Genomic DNA, 15791 nt, shown 5'->3' with positions numbered 1-15791 from the left:
CCCGCTCGACGCCCCTCGCCTTCGCGACAGGGGAGGGGAGGGACGGCGCGGCACTGTTGCCGCATCACCCTATTCGCGCCCGCGCATCCGCCCTAGCTTTCCCAGAGGAATGCTGTTGCAGGGGTGTACGACGATGTTCCTTGGCGAAGACATTCAGATGATCCGGGATCGCGCCTATGCGATCTGGCAATCGGAGGGCTATCCCGAGGGCCGGGCTCTGGAACATTGGCTGATGGCGGAGCGCCAACGCGCGGCGTCCGATCCGGCCCAGCCCTGGTATCAGCCGAACGCGGTGGAGGGCGAGATCGCCTTCATGCGCCGGATGCTCTGGTCCGCCCAGCCCTATGTCGCGGAAACCGCGACCTATCACTGACCCCAGGCTGTCCGGCCGAGCATAGGCCGGGCCATGCGCCCGCGCCTCGTCAGAAGGCGTAGCGGATTTCGCAATAGGGCATGGCCTCGCCGAGCCAGCCGCGCAGCCGCGCCAGCCATTGCCCTTTCCAGCCGTGGCGATAGCGCAGATTGGTCATGCCGCTCTGGCTGAGCTTTTCCTCCTGAAGGTCCGGGCGCCACAGGAAGTCCTCGCCTTTCGGGTGCCAGCCCATATTGATCTCGTGCAGAGCCGCGTTGTGCGTCAGCATGATGATCTCACATTTGAGTTGCCGCTTGGCGGCGGGCGAGAGCGCGGCGTCGAGTTCGGCGAACAGCGCCTTCCACTCCGGTTCCCATCCTTCGTGAACGATCACCGGCGAGAAGTTCACGTGAACCTCGTAGCCGGCCGCCACGAAATCGTTGATCGCCGCGATGCGCTCGGGGATCGGTGAGGTGCGGATATCGACGATCCGCGCCATGGCTTGGGGCATCAGGGAGAAGCGGATGCGCGTGCGCCCTTGCGGGTCGTAGTCCAGAAGATCGCGATTGACGTATTTCGTCGCGAACGAGCCCTTGGCGTTCGGGATGTCGCGAAACGCCGCCACCAGCAGGCGCACATTGTCCGACAGCGTGGCATCGACGGAGAGATCGCCGTTCTCCCCGAGATCGTAGACCCACGCGACCGGATCGATCGTGTTCGGCTCTAGCTTGGCGCCGAGCTTCGCGGCATGGCGCGTGAGCGCCCACGCGACATCCTCGCCGTTGACGAAGACCGAGACCGGGTTCGCATAGCCCTTGCGGCGCGGCACATAGCAATAGGCGCAGGCCATCGCGCAGCCATTGGAGGAGGAGGGCGCAATGAAATCGGCGCTGCGCCCGTTCGGGCGCATCGTCATGCCCTTCTTTACGCCGAGCACCAGCACGTCGCGCTTGATGCGCAGCCAATCCTCGACGCTCGATGGATCGTTGAAAAGGGCCGGAATACGCCAGTGGCTGTCCACCTCCACCCGCTCGGCTCGTGGAAAGCGCGCCAGAATGGCCTGCCCGCGCGGATGGGCGAGGGCGGCGGGCTCGATATAGATGAGGCTGGGGTCGATGAGCGGGCGAGGGGCCATGACGTCAGGATATGGGCGCGCACTTGGCTTGGGAAGGGTAGCGCGACGCGGTGCAACCATGCGCTGTCTTCCCACAGTCGAGGCGGGAGTGGGTGAAGGTAAAGTCCCGGCTGACTCGTATCGGCAATACTTGGGTGAATTTTCGAAAGCGGGATGGAACCTTCTCCAACGTTAGATTCCCTTCAATCAATTTCGCGCAATCTCCGAGACGGAATTTAAGGAATCAGCAGGCCAGGCCGGGGCAAGACGGTCGAGGCCGCTGCGACCGCCTATCCGCCCATAAAACCAGCGTCACCTGTCCGGCAAAACCTGGGCAAGCGGCGCGCGAGCGAATTGCCGAAGCCTGCGCTGGCGCGCGGGGGCTTCCGCACGACCTCGATCCCGATCAGCCACTGTTCCGAATGCGTCGGAACCCGGAGAGGACCGCAATGCGCGTAACGATCAAAGCGAAGCTTCTGACGTCTTTCGGCGTCGTGCTCGTGCTCCTAGGGACTTGTGGTTTCGTGGCCCTCAAGGGCCTCGGGCAGACCAACCAAGCCATGTCGGGCTTCGTGGACGGCCCCTTCGTGCAGGTCCAGAACGGCCTCGTGATCCAGTCGAACGTCTTCGATCTGCGGCGTCTGCTTCTGCGCATCCTCCTCAGCAACGACGAGACGCTCGCCGCGTCGCTCAAGAATGACGTCGCGAACAACTGGAAGAGCATCGACACCGCCGTGAGCCAGTTGGCGGCCGCTTCCAGCGAAGCCGAACGCCCGAAGATGACCGAACTCGCCGCGCTGGTGCAGGAGCTGAGGGGCGTGTCGGATCAGGCGATCGACAGTCTCGCGAAAGCCGACATCCAGAACGGCAGCAAGGCGATCCTGGCGCTGAACGGCTCCCTCGCGCCCCTCATGTCCGAACTGCGTACTCTGCGCGACGATCTCGCCCGGTCCGGCACCGGCGAGGCGTCGCTGACCGCCGCACAGCTTCTCGACGCGATGGATGCCGCGCGCCTTTCCGCGATCTCCGCCGTGGTTCTGCCCGATAACGCTCAGATCGCGGCCTCCGCCGCGGCGACCGAGCAAAGCGAGCCGGTGGTTCGCGGTCTGCTGGACACGCTGACGCGCCAGCTCGGCGGCGAGCGCGCCGACATTCTCGGCAAGCTCAATGCCGGCTGGCCGCAAGCCCGCGACGAACTCAACCGTCAGGCGCAGGTCGGCGTGCGCAACGAGTTCGCCGCCGCCCGCGACATGCTCGACAATCAGGTGACCGTCGTTTCCAAGAAGCTGACCAGCTTCATCGGCGCGTTCAACGACGATCTTGCGCTGAAGGCGACGCGCTACTCGGAAGAGGCCCAGAGCACCTACGCATCGACGCGTCTCATCCTCATGAGCCTCATCGTCGGCGCGGTTCTCATCGGCACCGCCGCCGCGCTCTGGATCTCCTTCTCGATCGCCCGCAGCCTCGCCCGGTCCGTGAAGCTCGCCGAAGGCATCGGCGCCGGCGATCTCAGCCAGACCGCCGCCGTCACCAGCCGCGACGAGATCGGCGACCTCCTGAACGCCATGAACACGATGACGCTGAAGCTGCGCGAGATCGTGTCCGACGTCACGTCCTCGGCCCAGCAGGTGGCCGCCGGCGCCCGCCAGTCCGCCATCACCGCCGAGCAGCTGAGCCAGGGCGCGACCGAGCAGGCCGCCTCCACCGAGCAGATCGGCCAGGGCGCGACCGAACAGGCCGCCTCCACCCAGCAGCTCGGCCAGGGCGCGACCGAACAGGCCGCCGCAACCGAACAGGCTTCGGCGGCCATGGAGGAAATGGCGGCCAATATCCGCCAGACCGCCGAGAATGCCGGCGCCACCGCCAAGATCGCCGCGCAGGCTTCCAGCAACGCCCAGCGCAGCGGCACCGCCGTCACCAACTCGGTCGAGGCGATGCGCACCATCGCCGACCGCATCCGCATCGTGCAGGAAATCGCCCGCCAGACCGACCTTCTGGCCCTGAACGCGGCGATCGAAGCGGCGCGGGCCGGCGCCCATGGCAAGGGCTTCGCCGTCGTCGCCTCCGAAGTGCGCAAGCTCGCGGAGCGCTCGCAGGCCGCGGCCGCCGAAATCAGCACGCTGTCCACCTCGACGCTCTCGATCTCCGAGGAAGCCGGCCGGATGCTGGAACAGCTCGTTCCCGACATCCAGCGCACCGCCGATCTGGTCGGCGAAATCTCCGCCGCCTGCCGCGAGCAGAATGTCGGCGCCGATCAGATCAACCAGGCGATCCAGCAGCTCGATCAGGTGACCCAGCAGGTCACGCAGTCGGCCCAGCAGATCGACGAGGTCGCCCAGCAGACGAGCTCGGCCATCCAGCAGCTCGATCAGGTGACGCAGCAGAACGCCTCGGCCGCCAACGAAATGTCGGCGACCTCCGAGCAGCTCGCCGCCGAGGCCCGCCGCCTGACCGATCGGATCGCCTATTTCCGCCTGAGCGACAAGGACGAGCGCGCCCCCGCCGCCTCGCGCAGCTTCGACGGCTTGCCCATGGAAGCGCCGGTGCAGAGCGACGTCCGCGCGCTGCAGGAGCGGGTTGGCCGCTTCAAGCCCGCCGCCCCGCGCTCCCCGCGCAAGGCGATGGCAGCGGCCGCGGCGGTGGCCGAAGCTCAGACGCCCGCGGCGCGAACCGGCTTCGAGCTCGATCTCGGCGACACCGATCGGCAGAAGGGCTTCGAGCGCATGAGCGGTTGAACCCTGCCGCGATCTCGCATCCCCCTCTCATCGGCGGCCGCTCCGACCCGTGCGTCGGGGCGGCCGCCGGACTGTTCGCCCGAGGGCGAACCGACCAGGCCTTCCTTTCTCGTTGCGGGCTCTTCCTCATGACCGTCGTCGCCGCCTACGAATACCGGGACGGAAAGCGCGTGCGCGAAGTCTCGCTGGGAGAGCCCCTGCCGCGCCGCGAGCCCGGCGGCTTCGTCTGGATCGGCATCGCGGACCCGACCGAAGCCGAGATGGCCGCGCTCGGCCATTGCTTCGACCTCCACCCGCTGGCGCTGGAGGACGCGCGCCATCCGCATGTGCGCCCCAAGATCGAGATCTACGACGACGAATTGTTTCTCGTGGCGCGCACGGCCATGCGCGAGGGCGACCATATCCGCTACGGCAACACCTCGATCTTCGTTTGCGAGGACGTGATCGTCACGATCCGCACCGGCTCGCACAGCGACCACAAGCCTCTGCGCACCAAGCTCGAAGCCTCGCCGCTGCTCCTGCGCTACGGGGTCGATTACGTGCTCTACGGGGTTCTCGACTTCGTGGTGGCCAATTACGAGCCGGTTCTGGAATCGATCGAGGAGGACCTCTTCGACATGGAGCGGCGCGCGCTCGATGCCTTTCTGACGCGCGCCGAGATCAACCGCCTGTTCCTGATCCGCCGCGAGCTCGCCCGCTTCGGCCGCATCATGGGGCCGATGGAGGAGGTGCTGGAACGCCTCGCGCATCTCGATCACAAAGGGTTCGACGCCGACGTGCGCCCTTATTTCAGCGACGTCTACGGCCGGGTCCGCCGGGCCTCGGCGCGGATCGAAGGCGCGCGCGACAGCATCACGGCGACGCTCGAAGCCTCCTCGCTCCTGGAGCAGCACCGGCAGGGCGAGATCACCCGCCAGCTCGCCGCCTGGGCCGCCATCCTCGCGGTGCCGACCGCGATCGCGGGCGTCTACGGCATGAATTTCGAGAACATGCCCGAGTTGCACTGGCGCTACGGCTATTACGTCGTTCTGGCCAGCATCCTCGCCATCGCCGGGTTCCTGTTCTGGCGGTTCCGCCGCAGCGGCTGGCTTTAGGTCGGGCACCCGAGCTCTCTCCGACACATCGAAGCGCAAGCGCGCCGCGGCCGAGGCGCGGATGCGGCGCGAGACCGGGGGCAGCTGGTACGACCTCCAGCCGCACGATCCGCATCGGAGGGACCGCCGTCCGCCCCGAGCATGTTGATCTCGTCCAGACCCCCGACTATGGCTTCCGACGCCGTCAGGGCGGGGCCATGGTCCCCGCCGCCCGGTCCGGGGCCGCATGCACAGAGACGGCCGCCGGATGCCGGTGCGACGCAGGCGGCGGTCGGCGGGCGCACATCCCGTTCGATCCTGACAGCTGAAACGCGAAGGGTGGGGCATGTCCTTGTATCTGGATCCTGAAGTCGAAGCTCTGTTCGCCATGGCCGCGCAGCATCCGGTTCCCACGTTCCGGCAGATGGGGGTCGCTGAGGGACGGCGCTTCTACGAAGCGCAAGGCGCCGCGCTGGGCGGACCCGTCGTCGAAATGGCCGATATCCGCGATCTCTCGGCCGAGGGTCCGGCTGGGTCGATTCCGTTGCGCCTCTACAGGCCGAAAGGGCTGACGGATGCGAGTGCTCCCACTCTCGTCTACTTCCATGGGGGCGGGTGGGTCATCGGCAGCATCGCGTCCCACGACCGGGTCTGCCGCCAGATCGCCCATCGCGCCGGTTGTGCAGTCCTGTCCGTCGAATACCGGCTCGCACCCGAGCACCCGGCCCCGGCCGGCCCCGTGGATGCCATCGCCGCGCTCCTCTGGATCGCCGAACACGCAGGAGAATTCGGCTGCGACCCACGGCGTCTGGCCGTCGGCGGCGACAGCGCGGGCGGCGCGCTGAGCGCGGTTGTGGCGCTTGCGGCCCGGGACGCGGGGCTTTCGCTGCGCGGCCAGGTTCTGATCTATCCCTGCACCGACGTTCGGGAGGCCTCGTGGTCCAGCCCCTCGCGCGTCCTCAACGCGACGGTTCCTCCGCTGACGCAGGACGCGGCAACTTTCCTGATCGACGAGTTCCTCGCTGACAGGAACCTCGCCGACGATTGGCGGGTCTCGCCGATCGCCGCGTCCTCCTTCGCGGGTGTCGCCCCGGCTCTCGTCATCACGGGCAGCCGGGACATCCTCCTCGACGATGGTCTGGGCTACGCCGCTCGACTGCGGGACGCCGAGGTCCCGGTGATCCACCGCAACTTCCCCGGCATGGTGCATGGCTTCATCGAACTCGCGGGCGTTCTGTCCGCGACCCACACCGCGCTCGACACGATTGCCTTCTTCCTGCGCGAGCGCCTGTCCGCCGCCTGAGGGCCAGCGAGCGACCTCGCCGCAGCGCTGGTGAAGACGGCATGGGGCTGGACACTCAGTTCGATGCCACGGCTTCGCGCGAACGAGACGCCGGCAAGGATGTGGTGCCCGCCGCGTGCAGGCGCGAGGCCGCCCGTCGGGTGACCGGAGCCTGAACCTCATGCGGCGCGGTCTTAGCCGCGCCGCCGGACATGGCGTTGTAGCCTGTGCGGGAGACCATCGTCCCCTCACGCGCTCCGCCGGTGAAAAGGGGCCTCGTCGTCAGGGCGATGCGCGAATGGATCGCGACGGTTGGCGCTGGCGCGCCTCCCGCGTCCTGCGGATCGCGGACGCGCGCTCGCGGCTCGACGCAAGAAGGCTCGTGACCGTCCGCAAGGATCGGTCCAAGGTCCGGATCGGAACGAAGGCGCGAACGGCGAGCGGGCTCGGCGCGTTCGTGCTTTTGTCGGGAGGGTGGTTGCCGCAGGGAAGGCGTTGGCGCGTTCCCGCCACCTGACCCACCGCATCGGGAACGCCTGGAGGATGCCATGAAGGAAACACTCGTCGCAGCAGACCGCTTGTCGCGAGCGCTGGAGGAGGCGCTTCGCGCGGCCGGCGCCGGCGCCGAGGGGGCGGCCGCCGCGCGGCGCGCCATGATGCACGCTTCGCTTCTGGGCGTCGACAGTCACGGAGCCCGTCTCGTCGGACACTACTGCCGGGTGCTTCGCTCCGGGAGGATCAACCCGAACCCGAGCCTCTCGGTCCGGCGCACCGGCCCATCGACGGCCATGGTGGACGGCGACGACGGCCTCGGTCATCTCGTCGCCTACCGCGCCGCCGAGGTGGCCGTGGATCTCGCCCGCGAAAGCGGGATCGGGGCGGTCGGCGCGACGCGCTCCTCGCATTTCGGGGCGGCGGGCGCCTATGCCTGCGCGATCGCGGAAGCCGGCCTCATCGGCTTCTCGACCACCAACTCGGACTCCGTCGTCACCCTGTTCGGAAGCGCCAGGCCCTTCCACGGCACCAATCCTCTCGCGTTCGCGGCCCCAACCACGGGCGGCAAGCCCTGGCTTCTGGACATGGCGACCTCGTCGATCCCGCAGAACCGCGTCCTTCTCTACCGCTCGCTCGAGCGCGAGCTTCCCGAGGGCGTGGCGGCGGACGCGAGCGGCGTGCCGACGCGAGACGCCGCGGCTGCCGAGATGCTCCTGCCGCTCGGCGGCAGCGACTTCGGCTTCAAGGGCGCCGCGCTCGCGGGCGTCGCGACGCTGTTCTCGTCCCTTCTGACCGGCGCGACGCGCGACCCCGACTTCATCCCGATGGTCGGCGACGGCGACATGTCGACGCCGCGCGGCATGGGCCATTTCGTGCTCGCCGTGGACCCGGAGCGCTTCGGCGGCCGCGCCGTCTTCGAGGCGGGAATGAGCGCCTATCTCGCGGCCCTGCGCGCGAGCCCGGCAGTGGAGGGCGCCGGCCCCGTCATGGCGCCCGGCGACCGGGAATGGGCCGTGGAGCGCGAGCGCCTGGCGCAGGGCATCCCGATCGATCCCGACACGGCGGCCTTTCTCGGCTTCGCATGAGGCGACATCGCCGGGACCGGCTTGACGGCGGCGCCGACTTCGGAAACAGTCTCCGAATTGGTCAGATCAATTGACCGGTTGTGAACGCTTTGGGAGGGGCTTCACGACGCATGTCCCTTCGAGCCATCGAACCGCGCCGGCTGTATCGCCAGGTCGCCGACCAGATTCGCGAGCTGATCGCCTCGGGCGCCTATGCGACGGGCGACCGGCTGCCGACCGAGCGCGAGCTGTCCGAGCGGCTCGGCGTCTCGCGCCCCACGGTGCGCGAGGCGCTGATCGCGCTGGAGGTCGAAGGCTATGTGCGCATCCGCGTCGGCTCCGGCATCTACGTCACCCGCATCTCCGGCGAGCAGCCGGCCGCGATCGATGACAGGATCGCCGAAGGCCCCTTCGAGATCCTGCGCGCCCGGGAACTCGTGGAAAGCGCGGTCGCGGGGGAAGCCGCCGCACTCGCGGGCGAGGCCGATCTGGCGCGGCTGGACGAGACGCTGGCGCGCATGGCGGCCGGTCCCCACCCTTCCGCGACCGCGATCGCGCTGGACCGCGCCTTCCACGTCGCGGTGGCGGCGAGCCTCGGCAACGCCGTCCTGGAGCGCCTCGTCGGCGAACTCTTCGACCAGCGGATGACGCCCTATTTTGCGCGCCTGTCTCACTATTTCGAGACCGACGAGAGCTGGCGCCTCGCCCATGCCGAGCACATGCTGGTGCGCGACGCCATCGCGGCCAGCGATCGCGCGGGCGCTACGGCGGCGATGCGAAGCCATCTTCAGGCGTCGCAGTCGCGCTTTCAAACGAGTTTCGGCGAGGCGGACCCGAAAGGGCGGGCGAGCGGCACCGAAACCGAACAACAAAAGAAACGATAACGGGAGGATAGGACATGATCGGACGACGGACGCTTCTGGCCGCGCTCGGCGCGGCGGTGGGATTGTCGGCGCTGGGCGTCGGAGCGGGCGCGGCGAGCGCTCAGACCAAGCTCAACTGGGCCCATGTCTACGAGGTGACGGAGCCCTTCCACACCGAGTCGCTCTGGGCGGCCGACGAGATCAAGAAGCGCACCGACGGGCGCTACGAGATCCAGGTCTATCCGGCCTCGCAGCTCGGCAAGGAAGCCGACATCAACCAGGGTCTGACGCTCGGCACGGTGGACATCATCATCTCGGGCTCGAGCTTCGCCGCCCGCGAGTTCGCGCCGATCGGCGTCACCTACTATCCCTACATCTTCCGCAACCCCGACCACCTCATCGCCTACACCAAGAGCGACGTCTTCAAGGAACTGGCGAAGGGCTACGAGGAGGCGTCCGGCCACCATATCGCGGCCGTCACCTATTACGGCACGCGCCACGCCACGGCGAACAAGCCGATCAAGACCTGCGCCGATCTGCAGGGCGTCAAGATGCGCGTGCCGGACGTGCCCGCCTATCTCGCCATGCCGCAGGCCTGCGGCGCCAACACCGCGCCGATCGCCTTCGCCGAGGTCTATCTCGCCCTCCAGAACGGCACGGTGGACGCGCAGGAAAACCCGCTCACCACGATCGAGGCCAAGAAGTTCTACGAGGTGCAGTCGCACATCGCGCTGACCGGCCACATCACCGACCACCTGAACACCGTGATCTCCCAGTCGCGCTGGGCTTCGCTGTCGGACGAGGACAAGACGATCTTCAGCGAGGTCATGCTGGAGGCCGCCGCCCGCGCCACCAAGATCGTGCAGGAGCGCGAGACCGCGCTGGTCGCGACCTTCCGCGAGCGCGGGATCGATGTCTCCGAGGTCGACAAGGCCGATTTCGAGCGGGCCGTGAAGGAGCGCTCGCCGCTCGAGAAATACGGCTACCGTCAGGCCGACTACGACGCGATCCGCGCCGTCCAGTAGGCGAGGGCGCCTATCCGGGGCGTCCCCTCAGGGGGAGGCCCCGGACCCCGTCCGTTCCCGACCGATCCCACCTTGACGGGCCGCCCTGGCGCCGCCCGAGGGAGACCCGCATGTCCGCCAACCCGCACACGCCCGTCACCGGCGAGGAACTCGCCCACGCCTTCGAGGAGGATCAGGGGCCGCCCGACCTTTCGCCCTTCTCGGTCGAGGACTGGGCGGCGCTGGCGGTCTTCTGGGGCATGGCGCTCTGCGTCTTCCTCCAGTTCTTCACCCGCTACGTCCTCAACAACAGCTTCGCTTGGACCGAGGAGATCGCGATCAACTGCCTGGTCGTGGTGGTCTTCCTGGGATCGGTCATGTGCGTGCGCTTCTCGCGCCACATCCATGTGGACGTCCTCTACCACTACATGTCGGCGCGGCTCGCGCGGGTGCTCGCCACGTTCGTCGACGTCGTGCGCATCGGCTTCTTCGCCTATGCGTGCAAGCTTCTCTGGCGCTACGTGAACATCGTCTCGCGCGAGCGCATGGTGACGGTCGACCTGCCGCGCTCGATCGTCTTCTACACCGTCTTCGCCGCCTTCGTGCTGATGCTCCTTCGCTCGCTCCAGGTCGCGTGGCGCAACTGGCGGCGCGGCTACTCCGTCCTGGAGCGCCCGGAAGCCTTCGACGGAACGGGAGTCTGACCGCCATGCTGCTTCTCATCGGCTCCTTTCTCCTTCTCATGCTGGTCGGCGTGCCGGTCGCGATCTCGATGTTCGTGGCGTCGGGCCTCTACCTTCTCGTCTTCGGCGTCGCGCCGGACATCATCATCGCCCAGCGCATGATCGCGGGCGTGGAAAGCTTTCCGCTGCTCGCCGTCCCCTTCTTCATCCTGGCCGGCAACCTGATGAACATCGCCGGCGTCACCGGCCGCATCTACGCCTTCGCGGTCGCGCTGGTGGGCTGGATGAAGGGCGGTCTCGCGCAGGTGAACATCATCGGCTCGGTGATCTTCTCGGGCATGTCGGGCACCGCTCTGGCCGATGCGGCGGGCATCGGCACGATCGAGATCAAGGCCATGAAGGATCACGGCTATCCGGTCGAGGCGGCGGTCGGCGTGACGGCCGCTTCGGCGACGCTCGGGCCGATCTTCCCGCCGTCGCTTCCCTTCGTGATCTACGGCATGATGGCCAATGTCTCGATCGGCGCGCTGTTCATGGCCGGCATCCTGCCCGGCATCGTGATGACGCTCCTGATGATGGTGACGGTGGCGATCTTCGCGCATCGGCGCGGCTGGGGCTCGGACGCGCCCTTCGAGATGCGCAAGCTCGCCGCCGCCTCGGTCGAGGTCGTGGTGGTCATGGCCGTGCCGCTCTTCATCTGGGGGCTGACGCTCCTCGGGCTGTCCGTGAACATGGCCGTTGTGATCGGCTTCGCCGTGCTGATCGCGCTCGACTGGTACTACGACTTCTCCGCCGTGATGGCGCTGATGACGCCGGTGATCCTGATCGGCGGCATGACCATGGGCTGGTTCACGCCGACGGAGGCGGCCGTCGCGGCCGTGATCTGGTCGCTCTTCCTCGGCCTCGTGCGCTACCGCTCCATGACCTTCCGCACGCTCGCCAAAGCCAGTTTCGACACGATCGAGACCACCGCCTCGGTGCTCTTCATCGTGACGGCGGCCTCGGTCTTCGCCTGGCTCCTGACGGTCAGCCAGGCGGCGCAGCTCATGAGCGACGCGATCCTCGCGGTCACCGACAACTGGATCGTCTTCCTGATCCTCGTCAACATTCTCGTCCTCATCGTCGGCTGCTTCCTCGACACGATCGCGGCGATCACGATCATCGTGCCGATCCTGCTTCCGATCGCGCTGCGGCTCGGCATCGATCCCGTGCATTTCGGGCTCATCATCACGCTGAACCTGATGATCGGCCTCCTCCACCCGCCGCTCGGCATGGTGCTCTTCGTTCTGTCGCGCGTCGCCAAGCTCTCGGTGGAGCGAACCACGATGGCGATCCTGCCCTGGCTCGTGCCGCTCTTCCTGGCGCTGATCCTGATCACCTTCATCCCGGCGGTCACGCTCTGGCTGCCGACGCAGATGGGGCTGATCCGATGAGCGAGCGAAGCACCGCGACGGCCGCGACCGTCCACGCCGCCGAGGACCTGCGCCTCGACACGCGGGATCTCGGCCCCCTTTCGCCGGCGAGGGTCCGCATCCGCTTCGGCGCGGGCGGCATCTGCGGCTCCGACATGCATTATTTCCGCCACGCCCGGACCGGCGACTTCGTGGTGCGCGAGCCGCTCGTGCTCGGCCACGAAGTGGCGGGCACGGTCGAGGCGGTCGGGGCGGAGGTGGAAGGCCTGCGCGTCGGCACACGGGTCGCGGTCAACCCCTCGCGTGTCTGCGGCCATTGTCCGCGCTGCCGCGAGGGGCGCTCGAACCTTTGCGAGAACGTCTTCTTCATGGGCTCGGCGTCGAAATGGCCGCATATGCAAGGAGGTTTCGCGACGCGCTTCGACGTCGCGCCCGAGCAGTGCGTCGCGGTTCCCGATACGCTCCCGCTGGAGGCGGCGGCGCTCGCCGAACCGCTCGCGGTCTCGCTTCATGCCGTCGCGCGGGCCGGCGACGTGTCGGGGCGCAGCGCGCTGGTCGTCGGCACGGGGCCGATCGGGCTCCTCATTCTCCTGTGCCTTCGCGCGGCGGGCGCCGGGCCTCTCGTGGCCGCCGACGTCGCGCAAGCGCCGCTTGCGCTCGCCGCGCGCCTCGGCGCCGAGCGGACGGTGAACCTCAGCGAAGCGGACGCCGCGCAACGCCTCGACGCCACGGACATCGTGTTCGAAGTCTCCGGAACGCCGGCGGGCCTCGCCACCGCGATCGCCGCCGTGCGGCGCGGCGGCACGGTGATCCAGGTCGGCAATCTTCCGGGTGGCGCGATCGAGGCGCCGATGAACGCGGTGATGGCCAAGGAGATCGACCTCTGCGGCACCCTCCGCTTCACGAAGGCCGAGTTCCACGAGGCCGTGGACCACATCGCGGCCGGGCGCATCGATGTGCTCTCGCTCGTCTCCGCGCGCCTTCCCCTGTCGGAGGCCCACGATGCCTTCCGGCTCGCGCTCGACCGGACGAAGAGCGTGAAGGTCTTGCTGACCGGCAGCGAGGGCCCGAGCTAGGCGCTCCGCAACCCTCGCGTCGATTGTGGACGGGAACCGGGAAGCGTTGAGGTCCGCGCTTCGCGGGCGGGTGATGACGGCGAAATTCGCCGTCCGCGTGCGGCGCGCCGACGGCAGATCGCGGTGGGACCCGTATCGGTCGAAACGCCGTCCACAGCCGCCGCCCTGATCGGCTCGGCGCTCCGACACCATAGACGCCGCCTGAAAAGGCCGGACGTGCCGCGCGTCGTCGAACGGACGTCGCCGCGTTTTTTTGCGGTCACCCTCCTGCACCATCGTCGTGCCCAGGATGAGCTTCGCGACCGGCTGCTTCGGCCTGATGGCTTCCACCGAGAGTGGCTTCGAGTGCCCGGCCTCCGCCGTCTCCATAGCGGGAAAGGCGTTCGTCCACCGGTAGAACGTTGCCTCGATACCCCCTGTTGCGGCGGATCTTCGCCACCCGCGCGTCGTTCCTCGCTTGGTCGAAGGGCAAACGCGGCATGTTCCTTCGCGAACCGCGCCTCGGGCACCAACGGTGCCACCCGTCCGGATTTCATTCTCACCATTCTGCATTTTTTGCGCCGCAGCAGACAAAAAAGTATCGGCGTTTCTTGTCAGGCGTGGTGGAACCGGGACGGCGGTCGCGGTTAGCTGATGTCCGCAGGGTGCCGGCGCGGTTGGGAGAACCGCTCCGGACGGGTCGTCAAGACCAGCCCCGCAGGGAGGAGGAACGTCCAATGCAGCCCGATCTCGAACTGGTTCACATCCGCAAGGGCGAATCCTTCGCCGCCTGGATGCACGGCTATCCGTTCCGAACCGTGCGCTGGCACTACCATCCCGAATATGAATTGCACCTGATCGTGGCCACGTCCGGCCGATACTATATCGGCGACTTCGCCGGCACGTTCGCCCCCGGCCAGCTCATCATGACCGGACCCAATCTGCCGCAGAACTGGATCAGTGACGTCGCCGAAGGCGAGCTGGTGCCGGTTCGCTCCATCGTGATCCAGTTTCCGGAAGCCTTCATCGAGGAGGCCATGGCCACGATGGAGGAAATGGGCGTCCTGCGTCCGCTTCTCGAGCGCAGCCGTCGGGGCCTCCTGTTCGACGACGCGACGAGCGCGGCCGTCGCGCCGCTGATGCGCCGCCTCGTCGAAGCGCAGGGACTGCGGCGCCTCGCCCTGTTCTGGGAAATCCTCGAACTCGTCGTCGCCGGCGAGCACGAAGTTCTGGCGAGCCTCAGCTTCGAGCCCAATCTGTCGCGCACCGAGGACAGCGGCATCAACAAGGCGCTTGCCCATCTGCGCGAGCATCTGACGCGGCAGATCGAGGAGCGCGACCTCGCCGAGATCGTCGGGCAGAGCCCCAGCGTCTTCTCGCGCGCCTTCAAGCGCCACACGGGCACGACCCTGGTGCGCTACCGCAACCAGCTGCGCGTCGATCTCGCCTGCCAGATGCTGCTCGCCGAGCCGGACATGGCCATCGCCTGCATCTGCTACGAGGTCGGCTTCTCGAACCTCTCCAACTTCAACCGCCATTTCCTGAAGCTCAAGGGCATGTCGCCCTCGCAGTTCAGGGCGAATTTCGCCGCGAACCGGGAGTTCGCCGCCGCCGACTGACCGCTTGTCCGTCGATCCGTCTTTCACCCCTTCGGCGACCTCCGGTTGCCGGAAGCCTGCGGACGCGTCCGCATCCACCATCCGGGAGGATCACATGCTGAAGACACTCACGCTTGCCGCCGCGTCCATGATGGCTCTGGCCGTCGCCATGCCGGCGCAGGCCCAGGACACCAAGCCGCTCAAGATCGGCATGACGTTCCAGGAGCTCAACAACCCCTATTTCGTGTCCATGCAGGAAGCGCTCAACGAGGCCGCCCGCAGCATCGGCGCCGAAGTCGTCGTCACCGATGCCGGCCACGACGTCGCCAAGCAGATCTCCGACGTCGAGGACATGCTGCAGCAGAACATCGACATCCTGCTCCTCAACCCGACCGACTCCGCCGGCATCGAGGCGGCGGTGCACGCCGCCAAGGCCAAGGGCGTGATCGTCGTGGCCGTGGACGCCAATGCCAACGGCCCGGTCGACACGTTCGTCGGCTCGAAGAACCGCGACGCGGGCTACATGAGCTGCAAGCACCTGGCCGAAGCGCTGGGCGGCAAGGGCGAGGTCGCGATCCTCGACGGCATCCCGGTCGTCCCGATCCTGCAGCGCGTCGAAGGCTGCAAGGCCGCGCTCGGCGAGTTCCCCGACGTGAAGCTCGTCGATACGCAGAACGGCCGCCAGGACCGCTCCGTCGCGCTGGGCGTCGTGGAGAACATGATCCAGTCGCGTCCCAACCTCGCCGGCATCTTCTCGGTCAACGACGGCGGCGCGATGGGTGCTCTCGCCGCGATCCAGGGCTCGGGCCGCGACATCAAGCTGACCTCCGTCGACGGCGCGCCGGAAGCGGTGAAGGCGATCGCGGACGGCACGCCGTTCATCGAGACCACTGCGCAGTTCCCGCGCGATCAGGTCCGCGTCGGCCTCGCCATGGCGCTGGCCCAGAAGTGGGGCGCCCGCGTGGTGCCCAAGGAAGTGCCGATCGACGTGCGCGTCGTGGACGCCAAGAACGCCGCCGACTTCAGCTGGTGATCGCCATGGGTCCTCGCGCGCCGCGCGA

At 67.9% G+C, this 15791-nt stretch carries 13 protein-coding genes; 12 read left to right on the top strand and 1 reads right to left on the bottom strand.

The window, feature by feature from the left end:
- Positions 1–157 precede the first annotated feature (157 nt).
- On the top strand, positions 158–373 hold the full coding sequence (locus B146_RS26420; protein WP_244877425.1) for a DUF2934 domain-containing protein: 216 nt from the start codon (positions 158–160) through the stop codon (positions 371–373).
- Positions 374–422: 49 nt separating this feature from the next.
- Here the strand turns inward: B146_RS26420 and B146_RS0116730 are convergent, their stop codons facing one another.
- Positions 423–1487 (bottom strand): spore photoproduct lyase family protein, encoded by a 1065-nt coding sequence (locus B146_RS0116730; RefSeq protein WP_019997620.1) that lies wholly within the window; start codon positions 1485–1487, stop codon positions 423–425.
- 428 nt (positions 1488–1915) lie between these two features.
- Here B146_RS0116730 and B146_RS27900 point away from each other — a divergent pair, with 428 nt between their 5' ends.
- The 11 genes from B146_RS27900 (at position 1916) to B146_RS0116660 (ending at position 15763) form a co-directional block, all read left to right on the top strand.
- Positions 1916–4201, top strand: coding sequence for a HAMP domain-containing methyl-accepting chemotaxis protein (locus tag B146_RS27900; RefSeq protein WP_019997619.1), 2286 nt, complete (start codon positions 1916–1918; stop codon positions 4199–4201).
- Positions 4202–4329: 128 nt separating this feature from the next.
- Positions 4330–5295, top strand: a complete 966-nt coding sequence (locus B146_RS0116715; RefSeq protein WP_026358684.1) for a magnesium and cobalt transport protein CorA — start codon at positions 4330–4332, stop codon at positions 5293–5295.
- 325 nt (positions 5296–5620) lie between these two features.
- Entirely contained in the window at positions 5621–6577 is a 957-nt protein-coding gene (locus B146_RS0116710) for an alpha/beta hydrolase (protein WP_019997617.1), read from the top strand.
- A 527-nt stretch (positions 6578–7104) separates the two neighbouring features.
- Entirely contained in the window at positions 7105–8136 is a 1032-nt protein-coding gene (locus B146_RS0116700; protein WP_019997615.1) for an Ldh family oxidoreductase, read from the top strand.
- A gap of 110 nt (positions 8137–8246) precedes the next feature.
- Entirely contained in the window at positions 8247–8999 is a 753-nt protein-coding gene (locus tag B146_RS26410) for a FadR/GntR family transcriptional regulator (RefSeq protein ID WP_019997614.1), read from the top strand.
- Between the two features lie 14 nt (positions 9000–9013).
- On the top strand, positions 9014–10003 hold the full coding sequence (locus B146_RS0116690) for a sialic acid TRAP transporter substrate-binding protein SiaP (RefSeq protein WP_019997613.1): 990 nt from the start codon (positions 9014–9016) through the stop codon (positions 10001–10003).
- A gap of 110 nt (positions 10004–10113) precedes the next feature.
- Complete coding sequence (locus tag B146_RS0116685; RefSeq protein ID WP_019997612.1) at positions 10114–10686, top strand: TRAP transporter small permease; 573 nt, start codon at positions 10114–10116, stop codon at positions 10684–10686.
- 5 nt (positions 10687–10691) lie between these two features.
- Positions 10692–12098 (top strand): TRAP transporter large permease, encoded by a 1407-nt coding sequence (locus B146_RS0116680; RefSeq protein ID WP_019997611.1) that lies wholly within the window; start codon positions 10692–10694, stop codon positions 12096–12098.
- The gene (locus B146_RS0116675; RefSeq protein WP_019997610.1) at positions 12095–13153 is read left to right on the top strand and encodes an L-idonate 5-dehydrogenase; all 1059 of its coding nucleotides are present in this window, start codon (positions 12095–12097) and stop codon (positions 13151–13153) included. Before B146_RS0116680 ends, B146_RS0116675 begins: the two co-directional genes overlap by 4 nt.
- Positions 13154–13869: 716 nt before the next feature.
- A complete protein-coding gene (locus B146_RS0116665; RefSeq protein WP_019997608.1) occupies positions 13870–14751 on the top strand; it encodes an AraC family transcriptional regulator in 882 nt (293 codons plus the stop codon).
- 94 nt (positions 14752–14845) lie between these two features.
- A complete protein-coding gene (locus B146_RS0116660) occupies positions 14846–15763 on the top strand; it encodes an ABC transporter substrate-binding protein (RefSeq protein WP_019997607.1) in 918 nt (305 codons plus the stop codon).
- Positions 15764–15791: the final 28 nt, after the last annotated feature.

It is taken from the genome of Aureimonas ureilytica DSM 18598 = NBRC 106430, assembly GCF_000382705.1.
GTDB lineage: Bacteria > Pseudomonadota > Alphaproteobacteria > Rhizobiales > Rhizobiaceae > Aureimonas > Aureimonas ureilytica.
This window is presented reverse-complemented; position numbering and strand designations above follow the sequence as displayed.